General features: G+C 69.0%; 20 protein-coding genes. 9 read left to right on the forward strand and 11 right to left on the reverse strand.

Annotated features, from left to right (window positions below):
* Positions 1 to 11 precede the first annotated feature (11 nt).
* Positions 12 to 443: a hypothetical protein gene (locus tag ACFW0G_RS14425; RefSeq protein ID WP_378325618.1), complete on the reverse strand. Its 432-nt coding sequence runs from the start codon at positions 441 to 443 to the stop codon at positions 12 to 14.
* A gap of 261 nt (positions 444 to 704) precedes the next feature.
* On the opposite strand from ACFW0G_RS14425, the gene ACFW0G_RS14430 reads away from it, so the two are divergent.
* The 5 genes from ACFW0G_RS14430 to ACFW0G_RS14450 all read left to right on the forward strand — a co-directional run bounded on the left by ACFW0G_RS14430 (position 705) and on the right by ACFW0G_RS14450 (position 6,963).
* Positions 705 to 1,067: a hypothetical protein gene (locus tag ACFW0G_RS14430; protein ID WP_378325619.1), complete on the forward strand. Its 363-nt coding sequence runs from the start codon at positions 705 to 707 to the stop codon at positions 1,065 to 1,067.
* A 156-nt stretch (positions 1,068 to 1,223) separates the two neighbouring features.
* Positions 1,224 to 2,678: an alpha/beta hydrolase gene (locus ACFW0G_RS14435; protein WP_378325621.1), complete on the forward strand. Its 1,455-nt coding sequence runs from the start codon at positions 1,224 to 1,226 to the stop codon at positions 2,676 to 2,678.
* 327 nt (positions 2,679 to 3,005) lie between these two features.
* The gene (locus ACFW0G_RS14440) at positions 3,006 to 4,439 is read left to right on the forward strand and encodes an FAD-binding oxidoreductase (RefSeq protein WP_378325623.1); all 1,434 of its coding nucleotides are present in this window, start codon (positions 3,006 to 3,008) and stop codon (positions 4,437 to 4,439) included.
* Positions 4,436 to 5,548: an FAD-dependent monooxygenase gene (locus ACFW0G_RS14445; protein WP_378325624.1), complete on the forward strand. Its 1,113-nt coding sequence runs from the start codon at positions 4,436 to 4,438 to the stop codon at positions 5,546 to 5,548. Before ACFW0G_RS14440 ends, ACFW0G_RS14445 begins: the two co-directional genes overlap by 4 nt.
* The gene (locus ACFW0G_RS14450) at positions 5,548 to 6,963 is read left to right on the forward strand and encodes an MFS transporter (RefSeq protein WP_378325625.1); all 1,416 of its coding nucleotides are present in this window, start codon (positions 5,548 to 5,550) and stop codon (positions 6,961 to 6,963) included. The genes ACFW0G_RS14445 and ACFW0G_RS14450 overlap by 1 nt, the downstream gene beginning before the upstream one ends.
* Before the next feature lie 67 nt (positions 6,964 to 7,030).
* On the opposite strand, the gene ACFW0G_RS14455 is transcribed toward ACFW0G_RS14450, so the two are convergent.
* The 4 genes from ACFW0G_RS14455 to ACFW0G_RS14470 form a co-directional block, all read right to left on the reverse strand.
* Positions 7,031 to 8,629, reverse strand: a complete 1,599-nt coding sequence (locus tag ACFW0G_RS14455; RefSeq protein WP_378325626.1) for an alpha/beta hydrolase — start codon at positions 8,627 to 8,629, stop codon at positions 7,031 to 7,033.
* Positions 8,630 to 8,783: 154 nt separating this feature from the next.
* The gene (locus ACFW0G_RS14460) at positions 8,784 to 9,431 is read right to left on the reverse strand and encodes a TetR/AcrR family transcriptional regulator (RefSeq protein ID WP_378325627.1); all 648 of its coding nucleotides are present in this window, start codon (positions 9,429 to 9,431) and stop codon (positions 8,784 to 8,786) included.
* A 77-nt stretch (positions 9,432 to 9,508) separates the two neighbouring features.
* Entirely contained in the window at positions 9,509 to 9,898 is a 390-nt protein-coding gene (locus tag ACFW0G_RS14465; RefSeq protein ID WP_378325628.1) for a hypothetical protein, read from the reverse strand.
* A gap of 68 nt (positions 9,899 to 9,966) precedes the next feature.
* Entirely contained in the window at positions 9,967 to 10,704 is a 738-nt protein-coding gene (locus tag ACFW0G_RS14470) for a S1 family peptidase (RefSeq protein ID WP_378325629.1), read from the reverse strand.
* Positions 10,705 to 10,896: 192 nt separating this feature from the next.
* Between ACFW0G_RS14470 and ACFW0G_RS14475 the strand changes: the two genes are divergently transcribed.
* The 3 genes from ACFW0G_RS14475 (at position 10,897) to ACFW0G_RS14485 (ending at position 12,614) form a co-directional block, all read left to right on the forward strand.
* Positions 10,897 to 11,532: an amidase gene (locus tag ACFW0G_RS14475; RefSeq protein ID WP_378325630.1), complete on the forward strand. Its 636-nt coding sequence runs from the start codon at positions 10,897 to 10,899 to the stop codon at positions 11,530 to 11,532.
* A 26-nt stretch (positions 11,533 to 11,558) separates the two neighbouring features.
* Complete coding sequence (locus tag ACFW0G_RS14480) at positions 11,559 to 12,326, forward strand: amidase family protein (RefSeq protein WP_378325631.1); 768 nt, start codon at positions 11,559 to 11,561, stop codon at positions 12,324 to 12,326.
* A gap of 102 nt (positions 12,327 to 12,428) precedes the next feature.
* Positions 12,429 to 12,614, forward strand: a complete 186-nt coding sequence (locus ACFW0G_RS14485) for a hypothetical protein (protein WP_378325633.1) — start codon at positions 12,429 to 12,431, stop codon at positions 12,612 to 12,614.
* Positions 12,615 to 12,663: 49 nt separating this feature from the next.
* Here the strand turns inward: ACFW0G_RS14485 and ACFW0G_RS14490 are convergent, their stop codons facing one another.
* The 6 genes from ACFW0G_RS14490 to ACFW0G_RS14515 all read right to left on the reverse strand — a co-directional run bounded on the left by ACFW0G_RS14490 (position 12,664) and on the right by ACFW0G_RS14515 (position 19,184).
* Positions 12,664 to 13,089 carry a rhodanese-like domain-containing protein gene (locus ACFW0G_RS14490; protein ID WP_378325634.1) on the reverse strand — a complete coding sequence of 142 codons (426 nt, stop codon included), beginning with the start codon at positions 13,087 to 13,089 and terminating at the stop codon, positions 12,664 to 12,666.
* Positions 13,086 to 13,661, reverse strand: coding sequence for a cysteine dioxygenase (locus ACFW0G_RS14495; protein WP_378325635.1), 576 nt, complete (start codon positions 13,659 to 13,661; stop codon positions 13,086 to 13,088). The genes ACFW0G_RS14490 and ACFW0G_RS14495 overlap by 4 nt, the downstream gene beginning before the upstream one ends.
* A gap of 216 nt (positions 13,662 to 13,877) precedes the next feature.
* Positions 13,878 to 14,252 carry a Na-translocating system protein MpsC family protein gene (locus ACFW0G_RS14500; RefSeq protein ID WP_378325636.1) on the reverse strand — a complete coding sequence of 125 codons (375 nt, stop codon included), beginning with the start codon at positions 14,250 to 14,252 and terminating at the stop codon, positions 13,878 to 13,880.
* A gap of 178 nt (positions 14,253 to 14,430) precedes the next feature.
* Positions 14,431 to 16,407, reverse strand: a complete 1,977-nt coding sequence (locus tag ACFW0G_RS14505; RefSeq protein WP_378325637.1) for a protease pro-enzyme activation domain-containing protein — start codon at positions 16,405 to 16,407, stop codon at positions 14,431 to 14,433.
* A 162-nt stretch (positions 16,408 to 16,569) separates the two neighbouring features.
* Positions 16,570 to 18,093, reverse strand: a complete 1,524-nt coding sequence (locus ACFW0G_RS14510; protein ID WP_378325638.1) for a M1 family metallopeptidase — start codon at positions 18,091 to 18,093, stop codon at positions 16,570 to 16,572.
* Between the two features lie 338 nt (positions 18,094 to 18,431).
* Positions 18,432 to 19,184 carry a GGDEF domain-containing protein gene (locus ACFW0G_RS14515; RefSeq protein ID WP_378325639.1) on the reverse strand — a complete coding sequence of 251 codons (753 nt, stop codon included), beginning with the start codon at positions 19,182 to 19,184 and terminating at the stop codon, positions 18,432 to 18,434.
* A gap of 408 nt (positions 19,185 to 19,592) precedes the next feature.
* Between ACFW0G_RS14515 and ACFW0G_RS14520 the strand changes: the two genes are divergently transcribed.
* Positions 19,593 to 20,891 (forward strand): purine-cytosine permease family protein, encoded by a 1,299-nt coding sequence (locus tag ACFW0G_RS14520; RefSeq protein WP_378325640.1) that lies wholly within the window; start codon positions 19,593 to 19,595, stop codon positions 20,889 to 20,891.
* Positions 20,892 to 20,893 lie beyond the last annotated feature (2 nt).

Below are 20,893 nucleotides of genomic sequence, written 5' to 3' on the forward strand. Positions count from 1 at the left end.
CCGTCAATCGATCAGAGCACCGGAAAAAGTGCCGTGTGGTGCTCGACGGTGCCGAGGGCCACGACCGTCCCGCCCTTGCTCGGCCGCACCTGGCCCGACTCGACGTGGAATTCCGTGGTCGCGCCGGCAGGATTCGTCGGCGTGACGATGCCGCGAACCTCGATGTCCTCGATGGCGGTGCTGTCGCCGAGGTCGAGGGAGGTGCAGGTGCCGGGCTTGACGAGAACGCTCGCGGCGTGCCGGGCAGGGAACAGCACGTAGGCGTCGTAGCTCCCCTTCGCGCAGATAGTGAGCGGCTTGTGGGCGTCCTGCGGCGCGGCGGACGCCGTCCCGGCGAAAGCGAGCGCGGCACCCGAGGCGAGGGCGGCGGTGGCGGCCACGGTCGCCGCGATGCGCTTGGCCGTGGTCGCGGTGACCGACTGAGTGAAACGGTTCTTCGTCATCGGAGATCTCCCAGGTGTTTCCGTTTCCGGGCGTTTCCCGGACCTGGTCGAGTGTGTCGAAGAGGATGATCGCTGACCGCTAGACGGTGGCTTATCTTTTCTTTATGGGCACGGCCGATTGTCCGTGAAGGCCTCCTTCGCAGCGCTCAGGGCAGGCAAGGAGGCCTTCACGGCTATTGACTCTCCGCTGGCACTGTTATAGCTTCTAACCATCATGACGCTCACTAACTGGCCGACGAGCCGAGAACCGAGGAGAAGACGATGACCATCACCGCCCCGCGTGCCGACCGTGCCGCGAGCCGCATCTCCCTGCCCGTCCTCATCGCCGCCTGGGCCGCCCCGGTCATGGTCGCCGGGCAGTTCGCCTTCCTGTCCGGTGTTCCCATCGCCTTCGTGCTGATCGCCGCCCTGCGCAACCGCCGTGCGCCCGCGCTGCGCTGGTGGGCCGGTGCGCTCGCCACGGTCTACGCCGTCCTGATGACGCTCTGGCTGACCGGGCCGAGCAGCGCCCCGAGCTTGTCGAAGTACCTGAGCCCCGTCGCCACGGCGCTCTTCACCGTGGCGGGCGTCGCGGTCGCCGTCGCGCACCACGTGCTGCGCAGGCGCTCGTCCGCGCGCGGCTGACCGGCGAGGGGATTTCGGGTCCCGCCCGCTGCCTCTTCGGCCATTTCGACTGGCTCCGGGTGACCGCACGTGTTACTGATGATCAAGGTGTCGACGAGGCCACAGTCGGCCGGACTGTCCGAAGCGGACTGTCCACTGGAGAAGGGGAAGCGGCTGATGACCGTCCGAGGAGCGTCCCTGGTCTTCGTGGCCGGTGCGGCCGCCGCTGCCCTGGTCACCGCGCCGGCGTCCGCGGCACCGGCCGCGTCCGGGATCAAGTGGGCCGAGTGTGCCCCGGAACTGGGCGCGCCGCGGGGGACCGGGTGTGCCACGATCGACGTTCCGCTCGACTACGCCCAGCCGTCCGGCAAGCAGATCAAGCTCACCCTGTCCGCGGCGGGTTCGCTCGACGCCCCGGACGTCCTGGTGGTCAACCCGGGCGGGCCCGGTCAGTCCGGTATCGGCACCGCCAAGCTCATCTCCTCCTCGATGCCGCCCGAACTCCGGGACAAGTACCTGGTCGTCAGTTTCGACCCGCGCGGTGTCGGCGCCAGCGCGCCGGTGAACTGCGGTGACACCTCGGGTCTCTTCCCGCATCCCATGCCGCCCAACAAACCCGCGAACGCGGAGACCGAAGAGCAGCGGGTGAGCATCGCGCGGAACATCGCCGCCGCTTGCGCGCAGCACGCGGGCGACCTGCTGCCGCACATCACCACCCAGAACGCGGCGCGGGACATGGACCGGATCCGGCTCGCGCTCGGCAAGTCCAAACTGGACTATCTGGGATACTCGTACGGTACGAAGCTCGGTGCGACCTATGTGACGATGTTCCCCGCCACCAGCGGCCGGATGGTGCTGGACAGCGTCGTGGACCCGACGCTTTCCGACTACCAGATGGGGTTCCAGCAGAACCCCGCGCTGCAGCGGCGCGCCGGACAGTTCTTCGCCTGGACCGCGGCAAGCGACTCCCAGTACCACCTCGGGACCAGCGGCGAGGACGTCGGCCGTACCTGGAACGACGTTCGCGCTGAGCTGGCCGCGCATCCCGCCGCGGGCAAGGTGGGCGGCGCCGAACTGGACGACATGCTCGCCTCGGCGATGTATGTCGAGGCTTCCTGGTCGTCGCTGGCCGACGCTGTCGCGCGGCACCGCAAGGGCGATTCCAGCGGGCTGATCACCGTCGTGGGCAACCTCGGCATGGATCACGTGGACGGTCCGCTGCTCGCCTACAACTGCGTCGACGAGAAATGGCCGGCGGACTGGCGAACCTGGCACGACGACACCGTGCGTTCGGATCGGGGCGCCCCGCTGTTCGCGTGGCTGAACACCTGGTACTCGGCGCCCTGTGCGTTCTGGAAGGCGCCGACCGCGCCGCCGATGCGGATCGGTGCCGGGAAGACTCCGCCCGTGCTGCTGGTACAGGCCAAGGACGACGGGGCAACGCCCGCCGAAGGCGCCCGGCACATGCAGCAGGCGCTGCGCGGTTCCCGGCTGGTCCTCGCCGACAGCGGCAACCACGGGCAGTTCCTGTTCGACCGTAATCCCTGCGTCGACAAGCCTGTCGCCGACTACCTGCTCACCGGCAAACTGCCCGACGCCGATGTCCGGTGTCCAGCCCCGCCGAATCCGTAATCGCGGTATTCCTGGGTGGATCTATAGTCCGTGAAGGCCTCCTTACCGGCGCTCGGCGCCGGTAAGGAGGCCTTCACGGCACTTGTGCCCGGCTGGTGCTTCGGCGGAACATTCACCCTTTTGCAAGCTTGTATTCAGCTGCTTTCCGGTCATAGTGTCCCCTTGTCGTGAATAGTAATCCTGGGGTGTAACGCAAAGTACACGACGTCTCTGTCGAGCTTCCCGAGCGTCCCCCTGAGTTCGCGCTGGTGTGCTTTCTGAATTGAGAAAGCGCTTTCAGAACGCCCGTAGTTCGCTTGTGTTCATTTCGGAGCATGGGAGACGGATATGACATCGATCGGTGACCTGCCGAGAGTGCCGAGCCCGGTGGCCGATGCGGCGCCGAGGCCGGACCTGGGTGAACACCGTCCCAGGGCGACACTGGCGACGCGGTTCCCCGCCAGCGTCGACGAGGTCCGGGAAGCCGTACGCGCCGCCCGAGCCGAAAAGATCCCGCTGTATCCCCTGAGTACCGGGCGCAACTGGGGGATGGGCTCCCGGTCTCCGGTGGTCGACGGCTGCGCCGTGCTCGACCTGAGCCGGATGAACACCATCCGCACACTCGACCTCGACGAGGGCTACGCCGTGGTCGAACCCGGCGTCACGCAGCGGCAGCTCGCCGAGCGGCTGGAGGGCACGCCCTGGATGCTGAACGTGACCGCGGGGTGCGCGGACGCCGGCGTCGTCGGCAACATCCTCGAACGCGGTGACGGCACGATCCGCGGGCGCACCGAGGATCTACTGGGCCTGGAGGTGGTGCTGGGCACCGGTGAAGTCCTGACGACGGGAGGCCTCGACCGGTACGACCGGCGCGCGGGCCGCGTCGCGGGCCCCGACCTGACCCGGGTCTTCCAGCAGTCCAACCTCGGAGTCGTCACGGCCGCGGCGATCAGCCTGGTTCCCCGGCCTGAGGCGATCACGCTCGTCCACGCGACCTTCGCCCGCGACGCGCTCGGCGCGGGGGCGGGCGCCTTGGTCCGGATCGGCAGGTCACGGGTACCGGAACACGGGATGCTCCGGCTCAAGGAACTCTTCGTCGTCCCGGACCGTGGTGCCGCCGCCGTCCCGCCCGCCGCCGACCAGGGCAGGGTGACGATTCAGGTGCCGCTGCTCGGTTCACGGGCCGCCGTAGAGGATGCGGAAAGCGCTATCCGGGCTGTCTTCCGGGACGCCGCCACGCCGGTGTCCGTGCGTGTGCTGGACACGGCGACGACCACGGAAGACGACCCCTTGTACGCGCGTGCCCAGTTCGCGCGTGGCGTACCGACCTGCGACGCGCTGCGGGCGGGCCTGCGTGTGCGAACCTGCGCGGAAGCGGACGAGGCGCCCGTGGGGTGGCTCATGTTCCTGCCGACGGTGCCGCTACGCCGCGAGAGCCTGGTCACCGCCGTCGAGCTGATGCGTGCCGAGTCCGAACGACACGGAACCGCGAGCATGCTCGAGTTCAACGTGATCTCCCAGCACTCCACCAACATGGTCGTGCAGGTTCCGTTCGTCCGGGAACCGGACGCCATCGAACGGGCCCACGCGCTGCGCTTCGCGGCAAGGGAAGCCTTCCTGCGCGCGGGTTTCCCGGTCTACCGGTCGAACATCGACCAGCAGGATTCGGAGCTGGCCGCTCGTTCGGCCGGCTACCGGGACGAGCCGCTCGGCGGCCTGAAACATCTCTTCGACCCGGACGGCATCATCGCTCCCGGGCGTTACCTGGCGGTGCCCCGATGAACGACCGGACGCGGACGTCGGACGTCGACGTCGTCATCCTCGGCGCGGGGATCAGCGGATCGCTGCTCGCGATGCTGCTGGGGCGGCAGGGCCTGCGGGTGGCGCTGGTCGAGGCGAAGCCCACCGTCGGCACGAAGGGTGCCGATTTCCTCAAGCCGCGCGGCCTGCGCATCCTCGCCGAGCACGGGCTGCTCGACGTACTGCGGTCCCAGGGCGCGTTGCAACGGGCCACGATCGACTTCCACCACGACGGCGCCCCCTTGCTGTCCTACGACTTCGCCGAGCACACCGGCCTGGGGTACTACCTCGTCGTCCCCTACGCCGAGACGGTCCGCGCGGTGCTCGGGGCATGCGCCGAGTTGTCCACTGTGGATATACGCTTCGACACCTCCCTGGTGGACATCCACACCGAGGGCTCGACGGTGACCGAGGTCGGGCTTTCCGACGGCACCCGGCTGAAGGCGCGGGCGTTCGTCGACTCCAGCGGCTCGGGTACGCCGCTGCGTGACCTGATCGAACCGGACCGCCGGGTGATCAGCTACGACCACGGGTTGTGGATGACCACGATCCCCGGCACGCGGACCCGCGGTCAGCTCTACTTCAGCTCCGACCGCTGGCTCGCCTACTTCTACTCCGTGACGGCGGACTCGGCCCGGGTCTTCGTCGGGGTGCCCAGCGAACTCGAAGAGGCGGTGTTCCTCCGGCAGTCCCTTGACCTGGCAACGAAACTGGCTTCCTTCGTCACGGACGAAGACGGTATCGCAGCGCTCGACGCCAGCGCTTTCGAGCGCGCGCCCGTGTCGGCCTTCACCAGCGGCCCGTATCACCGCGGCAACGCGGTGCTGCTCGGCGGCAGCACGTTCGGCTGCCACCCGATGACCGGGCAAGGGATGAGCTACACCATGGAGGACGCGACGGTCCTGGCCGCCGTGCTCACCGAAGCACGCGACGCGCACGAACTGGACCGGCTGCTCGAACAACGCTACGAACCCCGGCGCGCCGTCCACATGCGACTGGTCGAATACGGCGACAACCTGGCCCGCCACTATCACGACAGGGACGCCTACCTTCGTGCCCACGACGTGGTTCTCCACGGCGGGGACGTGTGATGCCGGTGCGTACGGCCGCCCTGCTGAGCGCGACGTTCATGCTGTTCCTCGACGTTTCGATCGTCAACGTCGCTTCTCCCGCCATCCGGCAGGATCTCGGCGCGTCCACCGGAGCCGTGGAATTGGTGGCGTCCGTTTACACTCTGGCCTTCGCATGCACGCTGATCACGGCCGGGCGGCTGGGGGATCGGTACGGCTATCGCCGCCTGTACCTGATCGGCATGGCGGTCTTCACGCTGGCCTCGGTGTTCTGCGCGGTGTCGTTCAGCATCGAGTGGCTCATCGGTTCCCGGGCGCTCCAAGGCTTCGGCGCCGGGGTGATGGCTCCCCAGGTTCTCTCGATCATCCAGCGGATATTCCCGCCCGAGCAGCGAGGACGTCTCTTCGCTGCTTACGGCTCGGCGATCGGTCTCGCGACCGTTACCGGGCCGGTGCTCGGCGGCCTGCTCGTGCAGCTGCGGGTTCCCGGACTCGACTGGCGGCTGGTCTTCGCGATCAACCTTCCCGTCGGGATCGCGGCGTTGTGGGGCCTTCGGCTGCTGCCCGAGTCGCCACCGGGGGAGCGGACAGCGCTGGATCTCGCGGGTGCGGCGTTGTCCGTGATCACACTGGGCCTGCTCGTCTACCCCCTCGCCGTCGGCCACTCCGCGGACTGGCCCGTGTGGACGATCGTCATGCTCTGCGCCGCTCCGGTGGCTCTCGCGGTCTTGGTCGCGCACCAGCTCTCCAGGGAGCGCTGTGGCCGGTGGCCCTTGCTGAAGCTGGTTTTGTTGCGCGATCCCGGATTTCGGGCGGGGCTGGTCGCCGTGGCGGCCTTCTTCGCCGGCGTGCCACCGTTCTTCTTTTTTCTTTCGGTGTATCTGCAGACGGGCTTCGGGCATTCCGCGCTGGCCGCCGGGCTGACCCAGCTCCCGTTCGCGGTGGCCACCGGGGCCGCGTCGCGATGGTCGGCGCCCATCAGGTCCTGGCTGGGACGCGGTGTCCTGGTGAAAGCGACCGGGGCGCTGGCGCTGTCGATGCTCGCGCTCGCGGCGATTGTGGCCGTGCGCGGCGCCGACGCGCAGCCGTGGGAGCTGGCCGTGCCCATGGCAGTCGGCGGAGTGTGCTTCGGCGTGTTCACCACTACGGCGTTCGCGCAAGCTCTGTCCCGCGTTCCACCGGACGCGACCGGGTCCGCGTCGGGGCTGCTCACCACCGTCCAGCAGGCCGCCGGTTCGCTCGGCCTCACCGTCGGTGGCGTCGTGTTCTACCTGGCTTCTCCCACGGCCGCGCTCGGTGGAGAAGCCGCGGTCATACGTGATCGCCACATAACCGGATTCACCGATCTGCTGATCTACGAGGCGGCGGTGTTCGCGCTGGCCTGCGTGGCCAGCCTGCTGCTCGACCGCAAGGCCGCGCCGCAACCGGTAGGCTGACTGTCCACAGTGGAGCAATGCGGCGGGCACGCCGGTGGTGACCGGCGGGCCCGCTGTGTCCGGGGTGTCATGGAGTCGGCAGTGGCAGGCCGGGGACGCTCTGGTCCGGCGGGACGACGCCGTCGACCAGATAATCGTCGACGATCTTGTCCACGGCCTTGTTCCCGCCGAGCGCGTAGATGCCGTGGTCGCCTTCGCCGGTGACGGTGAGCATCCGGGAGTTCCGGAAGGCGGCGTGGGCCTTCCTCGCGCCTTCGATCGGCGTGGCCGGATCGTGTTCGGATTGGACGATCAGTACCGGCGGAACACCTTTGCCGTTCATCGCGGGCAGTGGCCGGGGCTGGTTCTTCCAGAAGGCACATACCTGGGCTTGCATCCAGACCGCGTTGTACAGCGTCACGCCGCGGTCGATGTACTCCTGCGACTGACGGATCAGCGACTGGCGACTGCCCCGCCACGTGCCCTCGCCGCACAGGGTAGTGATCAGCGTGGCCACCATCGCGTCGGAGGAAACGGCCGCGAGGCTAGGCAGTGGGCCGCGTTTACCGGACTCCGGCAACGTGGTCTTGAGCGCCACCCGGGCAGCGTCCTTCTCCTGCGCCGAAGTACGAGCGTCGGTCAGCGTCTTGATCCGGACCAGGGTGTCGGCCATCGCGGGAAACTGGCTCTTGGACTTGAGCGCGCCGATGAGGTAACCGTCCACTGTGGTCGCCCCGACCCGCGCACCGTTCACCTCGACCGGCTCGCGGGTCAACGCGTACCGGACGTTCTCGTAGGTCTGGCGCGCCGCTTCGCCGCTGGTACCGAAGTGGTACTTGGCGTCGTAGCGCGCCATCCAGGGGAGGAAGTCCTGCCGCCAGCGGCGTTCGTAGGCGAACGGCTGCCAGCCGAACGAACTCTGCCAGGTACCGGTGAATTCGGTCGACGAGTCCAGCACGAACCGGCCGGTGCGGTGCGGGAACTGCTGGGCGTAGTGCGCTCCCAGCCAGGTCCCGGCGGAGTACCCGATCCAGTTGATCTTCTCCCGGCCGAGCAGCGCCCGCAGCAGATCCAGGTCCCGGACGTTCTGGAAGGTCGTGATCAGCGGGCCCAGTTCGCCGGCGGCCCGGCGGCAGGCGTTCGCGGTGTACTCGACGGCATCCACGATCAGGTCGAGATTGCGCGGATCGCGGTCGCGCGGGTCCAGATCGCTGCCCGTGCCGGATGCGCCGTCGCAGCTGACGTTCGTGCTCCGGCCGGTGCCGCGCGTGTCGATGCCGATGATCTCCTGGTGCTCACGAAGTCTGTTCTGCTCGCGGAAAGCGGCCGGGAACCAGCGGCCGGGCCCACCGGGGCCGCCCGGGTTGGTGAACACCGACGCCGTCGTCGCACCGGTGGACTTGAGCCTGCTGACCGCGATCGTCAGCTCCTGCCGCTCGTTCGGCCGTTCCCAGTCGCGGGGTGTGCGGTACGTGGCGCATTCGAGTCCCGCGATGTCGGTGCCGGGCGGAAGATCCACCAGTTCGTCCTTGACGCAGGCGTGCCAGTCCAGTGATTGCCCGGTATAGCGGGCCGGGATCTTCGTGGTGTCCGGGCTGGGCGCGGCGGGGTCCGCCGTCGCCGGTGTCACGCCGGCGAGCAGTCCGCCCACGGCCGCCGGAATCACCACGGCGAGACGCAGTCTCATGTATTTCCCCCTTCTTCGAACCTTGTTTCGCCGAAGACCTCGAAACTGCGCCCACGCTAGGATGCCGCGCTCAAGGGGTACATCAACCGCAGGTAGCGGTCGCGCTCCTACTGCGGGATGACCGCGACAAAACGCCGCCCGATCGCGTGCGGGCTCAGGAATCGACGGGGTCCCCGACGATCCCGCTGGTGGCCACGCGCACCGCACGAGCCATGCTCTGGAACGGATCCGGGGTCCCGGACAGATCTTCGCCCGACAGTACGGCGGGGCCGAGCGACTCGTTGAGCACCCGCATGGCTCCGCCCGCGGCCGCGGCGTGCGTCCGCACCTCGACATCGCCGGCGGGACGCCCCAACCTGTCCGCGATGACCGCGGCCAGTTCCTTCTCCACGTGATCGCACGTCATCAGCCAGGCCGACCGCAGCGCTGGCTCGGTGTCCCCCAGAACCACCATCCGGACCCCGGCCAGATCGTCGGCCGTCTCCTCCGGCGTCCGGCGTATCTCAGCCCGTGTCGCGGCGAGGTGGTCCTCAATGGACAGTTCGCGTGGCCACCGGCGCAGTGCCGCCACGAACCATTCGGCGCTTTTCGCCACGATCGGCTCGGCGCAGCTCTCCTTGGTGCGGAAATGCCGCCAGAGGGTGCGCACCGACAGGCCCACCGACGCGGCGATCTGCTCGCCACTGGTCCCGGCAACCCCCTGTGCCCAGAACAGTCGTGCCGCCTCCCGCGAGATCTCCAGGCGAATCCGGCTGCGACGCAGCTCGCTCATCGCGCCCGGCTTGCGGGTGCTCGGCGTCACGACGTTCCTCCACTCTGTCTTCAAACGACATTATGTCACTTAGTGACAGAGTGGGCAAACTCGCTGCCCGCCGACGGTCAGGAGTCGGTGACCTTTTCGCAGGTCACCGGCGCACCGGCGGCGGGCGCGGTGGATTTCGCGAGTTCCTTGGTTCCGTCGAGCAGGATGCGGCAGGTCAGCGTGAGGTCCTTGGCGGGCATGGCGGTCACCGCGGCCTTCTGTCCGGCGCTGATCACCACCTCCTGCTTCCACGGGACGCCGACCGGGCCGGGCACCGGGTGCTGGACCACCTTGTTCTCGTAGCGGTCGGGCGAGAGCGCGTAACTGGCCTCGGACAAGGTCCCGTCCGCGTTCGCACTGACCTCGTAGGTGATCGCCCAGGACTTGCCGATGGGATTCGAACACGCCGAGACGGCCATGAGCCCGCCGACGGCGAGAACGCCGCACAGCACGGTCTTCGTTTTCACAGATTCCACTCCTGGTCCGGTGATCGTGGATCTCATCTTCCGGTCCGGCCGCGTCGGCGGCAAATTGGTCAGCCGCCGATGACCTGGCGAATCCAGGTCAGCTGCTGGGAAACGTCGCCCGCGCCCGCGGTGCTGTCCCGGTCGGAGTCGTCGACGACGCCGACAATCGTGTTCTCGCCGAGGGTTCCGGTCGTCATGACCGGTCCGCCGGAATCGCCGCCCGCCGGGAGCCCGGAAATCCTGGCCGCACAGAAATCGGTTCCGCCGGGAACGGTGAAACGCCCGCATCGCGCATCGTCGGAGGTGAGCACCCGCAGATCCGCCTGCTTCAGCACATCCGACTGGCAGGATGTTTCGTCACCCTGACAGGTGGCGCCCCAGCCGTATTGCCGGACGACCTGCCCGGGACGCACCGCTTCGGAGCCGGGCAGAGTCGCCGGTGTGACGTTCATCGGCGGCACCTTGATCAGCATCATGTCGGCGACCGGTGCCCCTTGCCTGCTGCCGTTCACCGGGCGAACCGGTGTGCCCTTCCGCTGGTCGAGGTCGCCCACGCGGAATTCGATGCGGGAATCCGCGATGGATTCGGCGTGGTCGAAGAAACAATGGGACGCGCTGAGTACCCATTCCCGGGTGATCGCTGTCGCCGTGCATTGTGGATGGCCGTCGAGCAGCATCCGCACCGCCCATGGAGCGTGCGTGCTGACGGATCCGCCGATCACGGCGGAGGCCGCGGGAGCCGGGACGATCGCTGCCAGCGCCAGCAACGGCAGCAGTACGGTCAGGCGGCGAATTCGACGTTTCATGGATGTCCTTTCCTCGCTTGCCCGGTTGCGCACCGGATATTGTCTCTATGTCCACTGAGGAGTACGCGTTCTTGATGCGTGTCAGGAGGACGTCCTAGGCTGGCCGAAGGTTCGGCCGCCTGCCTGATTTTCCCGAAGGGATACCCGGAAATCCCCGATTGTGAACATGACCAAGGAAGTGGGGACTCGCCGGTGACTGACGAATTCGCCTGGCTCGACGCGACGGCCCAGGCCGATTTGGTCCGGCGCGGCGAGGTCACGCCGCGGGAGCTGCTCGACGCCGCGATCGCGCGGATCGAAAGGCTCGACGGCGAACTCAACGCCGTGGTCAGCACGCGGTTCGAGCAGGCGCGGCGCGAGGTGGCGGCGGACGGGCCGTTCCGCGGGGTCCCCATGCTGCTGAAGGACTTCCTCTGCCACACCGCGGGCGATCCGGTGCACGGCGGCATGCGGGTACTGCGGGAGCGTGACTGGCGGGCACCGGCGGACTCGCACCTGGCGACAAGGCTGCGGGCCGCGGGTTTCGTGTTCTGCGGCCGGACGAACACGCCCGAGCTGGCGACGAGCATCACCACCGAACCGCTGGCCAGCGGCGCGACCCGGAACCCGTGGGATCCCACCCGATCGCCCGGCGGCTCCAGCGGCGGGTCGGCCGTCGCGGTGGCCACGGGCATGGTCCCGGTCGCCCACGGCAACGACATGGCGGGTTCGATCCGGATCCCCGCGAGCGCTTGCGGGCTGGTCGGCCTGAAACCGAGCCGCGCGCGAACCAGCCTGGGGCCCCAGTTCGGCGAGTACTGGGCCAGGTCACCCACGAGCACGTCCTGACTCGCTCGGTCCGGGACACGGCGGCCGTGCTCGACGCCATCGCGGGAGCGGCGCCAGGTGACCCGTACACCGCCCCGCCGCCCGTACGCCCCTATCGTGAGGAGGTCGGCGCGGACCCCGGACAGCTGCGTGTCGGCTTCCGGACCACCGCGCCGGGTACAGGGGAAGCCGCTCACGCGGACAGCGTGGCCGCGGTCGAGCACGCCGCTCACCTGCTCGAATCCCTCGGCCACCGGGTGGAACCCACCGCGGCCGCCGCACTGGACGCGCCCGGGATGTTCGACACCATGCCCGCGTTGCTGGCCGCCGTGGTCACCTGGGAACTCGACGCCTGGTCGCAGCGTCTCGGCGAGCAACTGCCGTCCTCGGTTCTGGAGCCGATGAACGCGATGCTCGCCGAAGTGGGCCGATCGGTCACCGCCACCCAATGGCTGGCCGGGATGACGGCTTCGCAGCAGTGGGCTCGCGGCGTGGCCGCGCTGTGGGACGGCGAACTGGACCTGCTGCTGACCCCGACCATGCCCGCGCCACCCGCCAAACTCGGGGAACTGGCTCCGGACGCCAAGCCGCCCGAAGAACTGATCGCCGGCGTCGGGCAGACCGCCGCGTTCACCGCGCCGTTCAACATCACCGGACAGCCCGCGATTTCCCTGCCGCTGCGCTGGAACGCCGAGGGCCTGCCCACCGGCGTCCAGCTCGTCGCCGCCCAGAACCGCGAAGACGTGCTCATCCGCGTCGCCGCCCAGCTCGAACAAGCCGCACCGTGGGCTGAACGCCGTCCACCGGTCCGCTGAACGTCCACTGTGGAGCATCGTGGGTATTGATCGATCCGGTAGCTGAATCCCAGCGAAACTGTGCGCTGGACGCGATGCCGGGCGCGGCCGAATACTCGAACCATGCAAGGAGCGCCGCACAGACCCGGGCAGGGGAACACGGACCTGAGCCTGCTGCTGCGACGGTTCGGCGTTCGTGCGCTGGCGCTGGCCCTCGTCGCGGGCCTCCTCGGCCTCACCACGCTGGTGATCTTCCTCGCGTTGGTCGGCTTCGGCCTGATCTTCGGCACTGCTCCCGCCAGGCCGTGAAGGACTCCTTACCGGCATTGAGCGCCGGTAAGGAGTCCTTCACGGACCTTCACGCGTGGACCTCCGGGGAACGGGGCACCACCGGCATTCCCGCGGCCTGCCACGCGGCGAAGCCGCCGCATACGTCGCCGACGTCGGTGAGGCCGATGAGCGCCGACACCTGATGCGCGGCGAGGCTGGAGGTGTAGCCCTCGTTGCACAGCAGGATGATCCGGCGGCCGGTGTCACCGAAGCCGAGTTCCTTGAGCCGCCAGCGGCTGTGCACGTCGAGCCGCCATTCCAGGACGTGCCGGGAGACCGGCACCGCGCCGGGGATGTCCCCGAATCGCAGCCGGTATTCCAGCGGGCGCAGATCGACAAGGAGCGCGCCGCGGCGGATCTCCTCGCCTGCCTCCTCCGGCGAGTAGCGCGGCAGGTTCTCCCTGGCTTCGGCGAGACGGCGGGAGATCACGTCCTCGAACTCCGGTGCCGTCATCGCAGGCTCGCCGCGGTCGCTTCGAGATCGCCGGTGTCCGGTTCCGGCGAGTCGCACGGGATTTCCCGCAGGTGGTGCGCGCCCGAGGGCAGCCAGCAGTAGAAGTTCATGGTGCGCAACGGTTTCGAGTAGGCGTGGACGCTGATCGCGGGTTCGGTCGCCACGTTGACCAGATTGTGCAGGTAGCGCGGGCCGAACGCGACGCTGTCGCCGGTCCGGTGGACGCGGGTGCGCAGTCTCCGCGCGGTGGGCTCGGCGTGGTCCTCCAGCAGGGCACCGCCCGCCACCGCGAACGCGCCGACGCTGCCGCCGTGGTCGTGCAGGAGGGTGTCCTGCCCCAGTTCCCAGCAGATCAGCCACACCTCGAACCGGGCGTCGTGGTGCAGCCGGACGAAGTAGCGTTCGGTGAGGTCGAAACGGACGTGCGGGGCCCAGATCGCGGGCCGGCCGGCCACGGCCGACACGATCCGGCGCAGGGCACGGGGGCGGACCCGGGTGCCGTCGAGGTCGGCGGCCGAGGGCCGCAGGCCTGCCGGGAGCGCCGGGGCACGGGTGATGTTCGGTGTCTGCACGAGACAAGCTCCTCCGCTTGAACCCGCCGCGTGCCCGGCGCCGGCTGATGCCCTCGCCCGACCCGCGTGCGGATGGTCTCGTCCCGAGCCGTCCCGCCGCTTACCGGCTGATGCCGGAGTACTGCCGAACGGCCCGATGACCTGTGTGGAATTGTCAACGGCCCGATCCTAGGCCGTGCGCGGCGATCATGGAATCGGCCGAAAGCGCGTTCGGGTTCAGGCGTCGAGTTCCAGCGAGTCACCGAGGTCGGCGAAGATGAACACCCGGACCGCGTGCCCGGTGGCGGGATGCACCTGGGCGAGGTAGGCGTGCACCCGCTCGCCGACGATCTCCTCGACCGCGCCGATGAAGTCCGTCCGCGTCGCCTCGTGCAGTGCCTCGTGGTGCCGGAGCACCGCCTCCCGATAGCCCCGGTCGCCGAGCACGCTGTCGGCGACGGTCAGGCTGTCGATCGAGAGCACCACCAGGCTGACCGGGTCCTCCTGGCTCACCGAAACCTTGACGTTGCTCGGGCCCCGCCCGTAGAACGACCGCTCGAGCTGAGTGATCCGTTCCGCGACCGCGGCCCGCTGAGCGCGGGTGATCTGCACGCCGATCGGTCCCTTCCCCGTCTCCGTCCGTAACGCCTGGTCACCCTACTCGGACGCGCTGGGGAAAGGGCGGCTGTCCGGGCGCCCGCCCGTTACCGTGCCTTGCCCGGGCGACCGGCGTTGTGGCCGAAGCCCTCCGCCTCGAAACGAGGGGAGGGCTTCGGCGGGGATGCTTGGCTCAGTGGCCGTTGAAGGACGACAGGTAGGCGCCAGTCGGGGTTCCGAGCCCGGTCTCGGTGTCGAACCCGGATCCGACCTCGGGGGGCTGGTACTCGTCGGTCTTCTCGACCCATTGGGTGGCGAGGAAGTGGTGCAGCTCCGGTGTTTTCCCGCCGGCGGGGTTCGACCGGTAGAGCACCGCGGTGGCGGGATCCCCGCTGGGCAGCCGGTAGGCCGTGACGTCCCGGAACGCGGGGGTGCCCGCGCGCTGGTAGAGAGCGGGGTTGGCGAAGCCGAACCGCTTTCCGCCCCGCGCTTGCTGGGCGAGTGCCTGCACGCCGGCGAACAGCGGGGTGGAGAGGCTGGTTCCGCCGAAGGTGTGCTCGGTGTAGTGCCAGGTGCTGGGATCGCTGTCGGGTGAGCCGTTCAGCGGGGTGCCGCCGATGACCATGCCGGTCGCCGGGTCCGCGTCGAAGGCGACGTCCGGGCCGACCCGGCCGCGGTGTCCGTCCGGGGTGGCGGCGTAGCGGTCCGGGACGACGCCGTGCTGGTACCACGGTTGTGGTTGCCCGGTGGCCCGGCCACCGCCGGTGCCCCCTTCGCTGTGCATCTGTTCCCAGGACGTGCCGTCCTTGGACAGGTCGCTGACCGGGGTGCCCCAGCCGGTTTCCCAGATCCGCTTGCCGTCCTGGCCGATCGCCACCGACGTACCACCGACCGCGGTCACCCAGCTGCTGCCCGCGTAGCCGTTCATCATCCAGTCGCCGCCGGTGTCGTTCGGCCGGAAGCCACCGTCACCGGTGCAGAAGTAGAACCCGACGCCCTGCAGCGCGCCCTCCTGGTAGATCTGCTCGAAGGCCTGCCGCAACCCGGGCGGGGGGTCGTTGGCCAGCGACAGGGACACAATGCTCGCGTCGGTGTGGTCCAGCGCGTAACTGAGGCCGGCCAGCAGATTTCCGCCCTGCGCGGTGGATTCCCCGATCGAGACGATGTTCGCGTCCGGTGCGATGCCGTGCACCGCCTCGGCGTCGATGGTGGCCTCGATCATCGCGCCGTACCCGCCGTCGCCGGGCTTTTCCGGCGGCGACCCGTCCGGCGAGGGCACCCGGGTGAGCTGTCCCGGGCGGAGCCGTTGCGTGCCCACGCGGTCCGACCAGGTGTTGATGTCCTGTTCGAGGGTGTCCATCGACGAAGCCACCACGGCGACCGTCTGCCCGGCGCCGGTGACACCGCGGCTGTCGAGCCCGTAAGCGTGCCGCAGCTGTTGGGGTGTGTACCCGCACGGCGCCAACGGCGGAGTCGCGCCGTTCACCGGGGGCAACCCGGTCGCGGGCCGCTGGCCCCAGTACTGCGAACACTGCTGGGCCGCGGCACCGGCGTCCAGGTGCGGACGGCGTTCGGCGGACCGCCGCGGCGCGGCGGCTTGGCCGGCGTCCCGCACGAGGATCGGGACCTGACCGACGCCCAGCACCAGGGCGCCCAGCTCGGCCGGGACGCTCAGATCGGTGGGCGGCGCCAGGTAGTGGCCCTTTATCCCGCTCTCGGGCGGGAAGACGTAGTCGTGGAAGGTCACCGCGAAGGCGGCGTTCAGCTGGCCGAACGTGCCGGTCACCGTCAGGTGCCGCCAATCCGGCGCTGTCACGTTCAGCCCGGCCCCGGTCAGCCAGGCGCGGACGCGATCGACCTGCGCGTGGTCGAGCCGGTTGGCTTCCCGGATCTGCTCCCGGCCGAGGAACCGTCCGTAGCCGGGGCTGTGCGGATCGGACACCTCCTTCGCCCGGCGGGCCAGTGCCGCCGGATCCTTGACCGCGAGATAGACGGTCTCCGACACCGGAGTGTCCACAGGCACCGGGCCCTTGTCGACGATCCCCCACGTCATTTTGGTGCCGGCGAGCGGCACCCGATCCGGTGCCGCTCCCGCGGCCGCTGTTCCCGCGATGGTGAGCGTCATGGCAGAGACCACCACGACCGCCCACCGGAATCCGATCCGACGCACCGCTCCTCCTCACCACCCACCACTGAGACGGGAGGAACCGTACTTCCGGCCAAACCTCGTTTTCGTAAGACAGGAGCTAACAAATTCCTTATGTGCCCGACGGCGCCGGAATTCGAGACCATCCTCACCCAGCTTCGCGACGAGGCGGTGACGAGCGGTGGCCTACTTGGTCGTCCAGTCGGGATGTCCGGGCATCGGCGGAGTCTTCTTGTCGTACAGCCAGCTGGTCAGCAACGGCGTGAGGTCGCGGTGGGCCACCGTGTTGGCGATCGCGATGTAGTCCTGTGTGCCGGCGGACTTTCCCTGATAGGTCCGGAGGAAGGTCGTCTCGATCTTCGCGAAGGTCTGCTCTCCCACGGTCTCGCGCAGCGCGTACAGGGCGAGCGTGCCAGGCCCGTTGGTACCCATGGTGATGCTCGCGGCGGTGTCGAGACGGGCCGGTGGACCGTTCTGGTCGCGCAGGGTCTGATCGATCCCGTAGAGCCCCTTCATCGCCTCGTCCAGGCTCTTACGGCCTTGAGCGGCCTCATAGACGTTCTGGTAGTACTCGGCGTGGCCCTCGTTGAGCCACATATCGTCCCAGGACGCGGGAGACACGGCGTCGCCGAAATACTGGTGCGCCAGCTCGTGCACCTCGGTCGCCGATTCGAGGTCGGCCGGAAGCGCCAGCCCGAGCACGGAGAACGTGGACTGGGTGGCCGTCTCCAGCGCCACCCCGTCATACGTGCTCAGCACGCCGAGCACCCCGTACTTCTCGAACGGGAACGGGACGCCCAGTACCCGCTCCAGCCAGCGCACCTGATCCGGAGTCCGCCGAGCCGCATCGGTGGCGTGGGCGAGCACGTTCTCCTTCGTGATTCCATACTGCTTGGTCATCTCCGCCGGGACCGGGAAAGTGCCCGTGGCGGACGGGATCTGGCTGACGATCGGCAGTCCGTGCGGCCCCTGCTGGGTGATCGTGGCGAACTTGCCGACCGCGACCTGCACCACATTGGTGGGAATCTCTTTCGCGGTGCGGTAGACGTAGGTGGTGCGGTCTCCCCGCGGCTGCGTGGCCCGCAGCGTTCCGCTGGCAACCACCTGCCGGTCCCGCGGCACCGTGACCCGGAAGGTGAAGGTGGCCTTGTCACCCGGGATGTCATTGCCGGGGAAGAACAGGTGTGCCCGGTCCGGCTGCCCCATCAGCGCGAACCCGTCCGGGGTCTCCACCCAGCTCTTGGTCGGGTAGTCCATGCCCGGGGGCAGATGCACGTACGCCGGGGCGGGATTCAGCGACCGGTCGGCGGAGTACGTGACCTTGACGGTGAAGGTGTCGCCACGGCGGACGCCGACCGGCGCGGAAACCACCAGTTTCTCGGTTTTCGGATCGACGGTGAACCTCGCGCCGACCCCGTCGACCGTGACCGCGGAGATCGTCTGACCCACGGAGTCGAGGCTGAACCGCGACAGGTCCTGGGTCGCGGACGCGGTGATGGTCACCGAGGACGCCATGACCGTCGACGCGGGAACGTAGTCGAAGCTGACGTCGTAATCCGACACCTGGTAGCCGCCATTGCCCAGAGTCGGGATCAATCGCTCTCCGGAAGTCTGTGCTCCCGGCGTACCGATCGTGGCCCCCGCGGCGCCAGGCATCGCCGCCGTGGCACACAGCGCCACCGAACACGCGAACGCGGCAACTCGTTTCACATCGAATTCCTTACCCTTGGCAGCAAAATTCACCGTACTGTGGAGGTAGCACGCTAACGAGTTGTGCGTCTGTGGCCTAAGTCCCTTTCCGGTTCGACGTTCGCTTGGTGAACGACGTCGCGGGCTCGATGGTAGAGATCCACCGCGTCGGCAACAACGCGTGATGTCCGAAAAGGTATAAAAAGTGGCGCCGCGGAATCGGTTCCAACGAGGTGCGTTCAGAAAGCGACGTCTGCACTTATGGGCAGGCCGAAACCGGCCGGACGCGGCCGGCCTCGGACAGGCGGGCGGCTACCCCCAGTCCGAGCCGCCCGCCTGTCCGGTGTGGACGGTCGGAGTCAGGGGTGCTGCCGGGTCGCGACCCGGTGTGGCACACCGAGGTCGTGCCCGGAAGGGTCCGGCTCGGCGAGGATCGACGTGGTCTCCGGTGGCCGCGCCCGCACGACCCGGTCGTAGCTCCACGTGACGCCTTTGCCGAACGGCCGGTCGGCGTGCGTGGCGCGGCAGCTCTGCCCGCGTCCGTTGCGCTTGGCCGCGAGCAGGGCCGCGTCCGCCGCCAGCAGGAGCTTGTCCAGGCCGACGCCGGCGTCGCCCGCCGGTGGCCACGCGGTGAGCCCGATCGAGGCGGTCAGGCCGGTGAGGTCGGTCTGCCCGGCCCGGACGCTGGTGGTCGCGACGTTGGCCGCGTTGAGGGCGAGGTTCAGCCGCCTGGCCACCGCGAGCGCGTCGGTGATCCTGGTGCCGGGCAACAGGACGAGGAACTCGTCACCGCCGTACCGGGCCACGAGGTCCTGTTCCCGGGTGACCGCGCGCAGGATCCGGGCGACGTGCCGGAGCGCGTCGTCGCCGGCGAGGTGCCCGTGCACGTCGTTGATCCATTTGAACCAGTCCAGATCGGCGATGAGCAGCGACACCGGATAGCCGTGTGCCCGCGCCGTGGCCAGCGCGTTGGTCGCCCGCCTGTGCCAGCTGCCGCGATCGAGCAGCCCGGTCAGCCAGTCCATCGCCCCTTCGTCCAGCGGCTTGCCGCACGCGGTGCAGACGGGTTCGCCCGTCTGGAACTCCGGTGACCTGCGGATCGTGGCTGCCACGTGCTCCCTGGCGCGCGGGCTCCGCGGCTCCACGGGGCGCCGGAAACCTCGGCGGATCGCGGCGCGCCATCCGCGCGGGAGCCACATGGCCGGTCCCCCTCCCACTGGACAACACCGGAAACACACCTTGCTGAATGACCGACGGTAGCCATTCGGTGCCGATGCGGCTACGTGCGAGTTGCCCATCCGGGCGGGACGCACTGGGCGGATCGCACATCCGGTCAATCCGCCGAGAGGAGTACGAGGATTGCACGGTTGAAAGTTGAATTTGTCCGTTGTCCCGGCCAACGGGACAGGGCGTTTTGCCTTCCGTTTCCCCCGAAAGAGGGCCGATGGCCCATGGACGCGCCGTGTCGACGTGAGTACTATCCGGCGTCTCGCACGTGGTGAGAGGGGAAGGATCACCGGATGGCGAACTCCGTGGGGCGCGACGACTACGCGCTGACCCGAGTTCCTCCCGAGGCCCGGTACCCGTGGTTTTCGGTGGCGACCCAGCGGTTCGGGCAGCTGTCCGCGCTGAGCCAGTTCCTGCTCGGCGCGACACTGGGCTTCGGCCTGCCGTTCTGGCAGGCGTTCCTCGCCTTCACCCTGGGCGCGGTGCTGCTGGAGCTGATCGCGATCGCGGTCGGCGTCATCGGCCAGCGCGAGGGACTCTCGACGTCGGTGCTGGCCCGCTGGACCGGGTTCGGGCGCGGCGGCGCCGCGGTGGTCGGGCTGGCCATCGGGCTGTCCGCGACCGGCTGGTTCGGTGTCCAGTCCGGAATCGCGGGCAGCGGGCTCGCGCGGCTCGTCGGCGTGCTCCCGACCTGGGTGTGGTCGCTGATCTTCGGGCTGGTCGTCACCGTGATCGTGACCTACGGCTTCCGGTGGATGGCGTGGACGGCGTATGTCGCGGTGCCCGCGTTCCTCGTGCTCGCCGGAGTGTCCATTGTGGCCGAACTGAGCAGGCACGACCTCGGCGAACTGATCAACAGCCCGGCACCGGGCCCGCACCTGAGCCTGATCCAGGCCGTCACGCTGGTGGCGGGCCAGTTCATGGTGGGCGCGGTGATCACCCCGGACATGACCCGCTTCAACCGTTCGCCGGGCGACGTGGTCAAGCAGACCATCGTCGGCATCACCCTCGGCGAATGGGTGATCGGCTCGATCGGCGTGCTGCTGGCGCACGCGGTGCGCAGCAACGACGTCATCGCGATCGTCACCTCGTCCACCGGCTGGCTCGGCCTGCTGGTGATCGTCACCGCCGCGGTCAAGGTCAACGACTGGAACCTGTACGTCTCGTCGCTGGGGCTGGTCAACTTCGCCGAGACGGTGTTCGGCCGCAAACTGAACCGCGCCCACATGTCGCTGGTGGTGGGCGTGCTCGGCAGCCTGCTCGCGGCGGCCGGGATCCTCGGCAGCTACACGGGTTTCCTGACGCTGCTCGGCATCGTCTTCCCGCCGATCCCGGGGATCATGGTCGCGGAGTACTTCTTCGCCAGACGCTGGCGTGCCGCGCTCGCCGCCGCGGGCCCGGACCAGCTGCGTACCGGGGCACCGGCGTGGGTCCCGGCGACGCTGGTCTGCTGGGCCGCGGCGACGCTGGTCGGCAAGTTCGTCACGATCGGGCTGCCCAGCATCAACGCGCTGGTCACCGGGTTCGTGCTGTACCTGATCGCCGAGCGGATCACCCGGCGGCGCCCATCTGGGGAGCTGGCTGGAGCATGACG

Source organism: Amycolatopsis sp. NPDC058986, assembly GCF_042741125.1.
Lineage (GTDB): Bacteria > Actinomycetota > Actinomycetes > Mycobacteriales > Pseudonocardiaceae > Amycolatopsis.

What these genes read in the sequence shown, in the direction of transcription:
- ACFW0G_RS14470 (WP_378325629.1), bottom strand. Translation starts at nt 10,704, where the DNA reads ATGAAACGTCGAATTCGCCGCCTGACCGTACTGCTGCCGTTGCTGGCG.
- ACFW0G_RS14450 (WP_378325625.1), top strand. Translation starts at nt 5,548, where the DNA reads ATGCCGGTGCGTACGGCCGCCCTGCTGAGCGCGACGTTCATGCTGTTC.
- ACFW0G_RS14520 (WP_378325640.1), top strand. Translation starts at nt 19,593, where the DNA reads ATGGCGAACTCCGTGGGGCGCGACGACTACGCGCTGACCCGAGTTCCT.
- ACFW0G_RS14430 (WP_378325619.1), top strand. Translation starts at nt 705, where the DNA reads ATGACCATCACCGCCCCGCGTGCCGACCGTGCCGCGAGCCGCATCTCC.
- ACFW0G_RS14435 (WP_378325621.1), top strand. Translation starts at nt 1,224, where the DNA reads ATGACCGTCCGAGGAGCGTCCCTGGTCTTCGTGGCCGGTGCGGCCGCC.
- ACFW0G_RS14445 (WP_378325624.1), top strand. Translation starts at nt 4,436, where the DNA reads ATGAACGACCGGACGCGGACGTCGGACGTCGACGTCGTCATCCTCGGC.
- ACFW0G_RS14425 (WP_378325618.1), bottom strand. Translation starts at nt 443, where the DNA reads ATGACGAAGAACCGTTTCACTCAGTCGGTCACCGCGACCACGGCCAAG.
- ACFW0G_RS14440 (WP_378325623.1), top strand. Translation starts at nt 3,006, where the DNA reads ATGACATCGATCGGTGACCTGCCGAGAGTGCCGAGCCCGGTGGCCGAT.
- ACFW0G_RS14485 (WP_378325633.1), top strand. Translation starts at nt 12,429, where the DNA reads ATGCAAGGAGCGCCGCACAGACCCGGGCAGGGGAACACGGACCTGAGC.
- ACFW0G_RS14455 (WP_378325626.1), bottom strand. Translation starts at nt 8,629, where the DNA reads ATGAGACTGCGTCTCGCCGTGGTGATTCCGGCGGCCGTGGGCGGACTG.
- ACFW0G_RS14490 (WP_378325634.1), bottom strand. Translation starts at nt 13,089, where the DNA reads ATGACGGCACCGGAGTTCGAGGACGTGATCTCCCGCCGTCTCGCCGAA.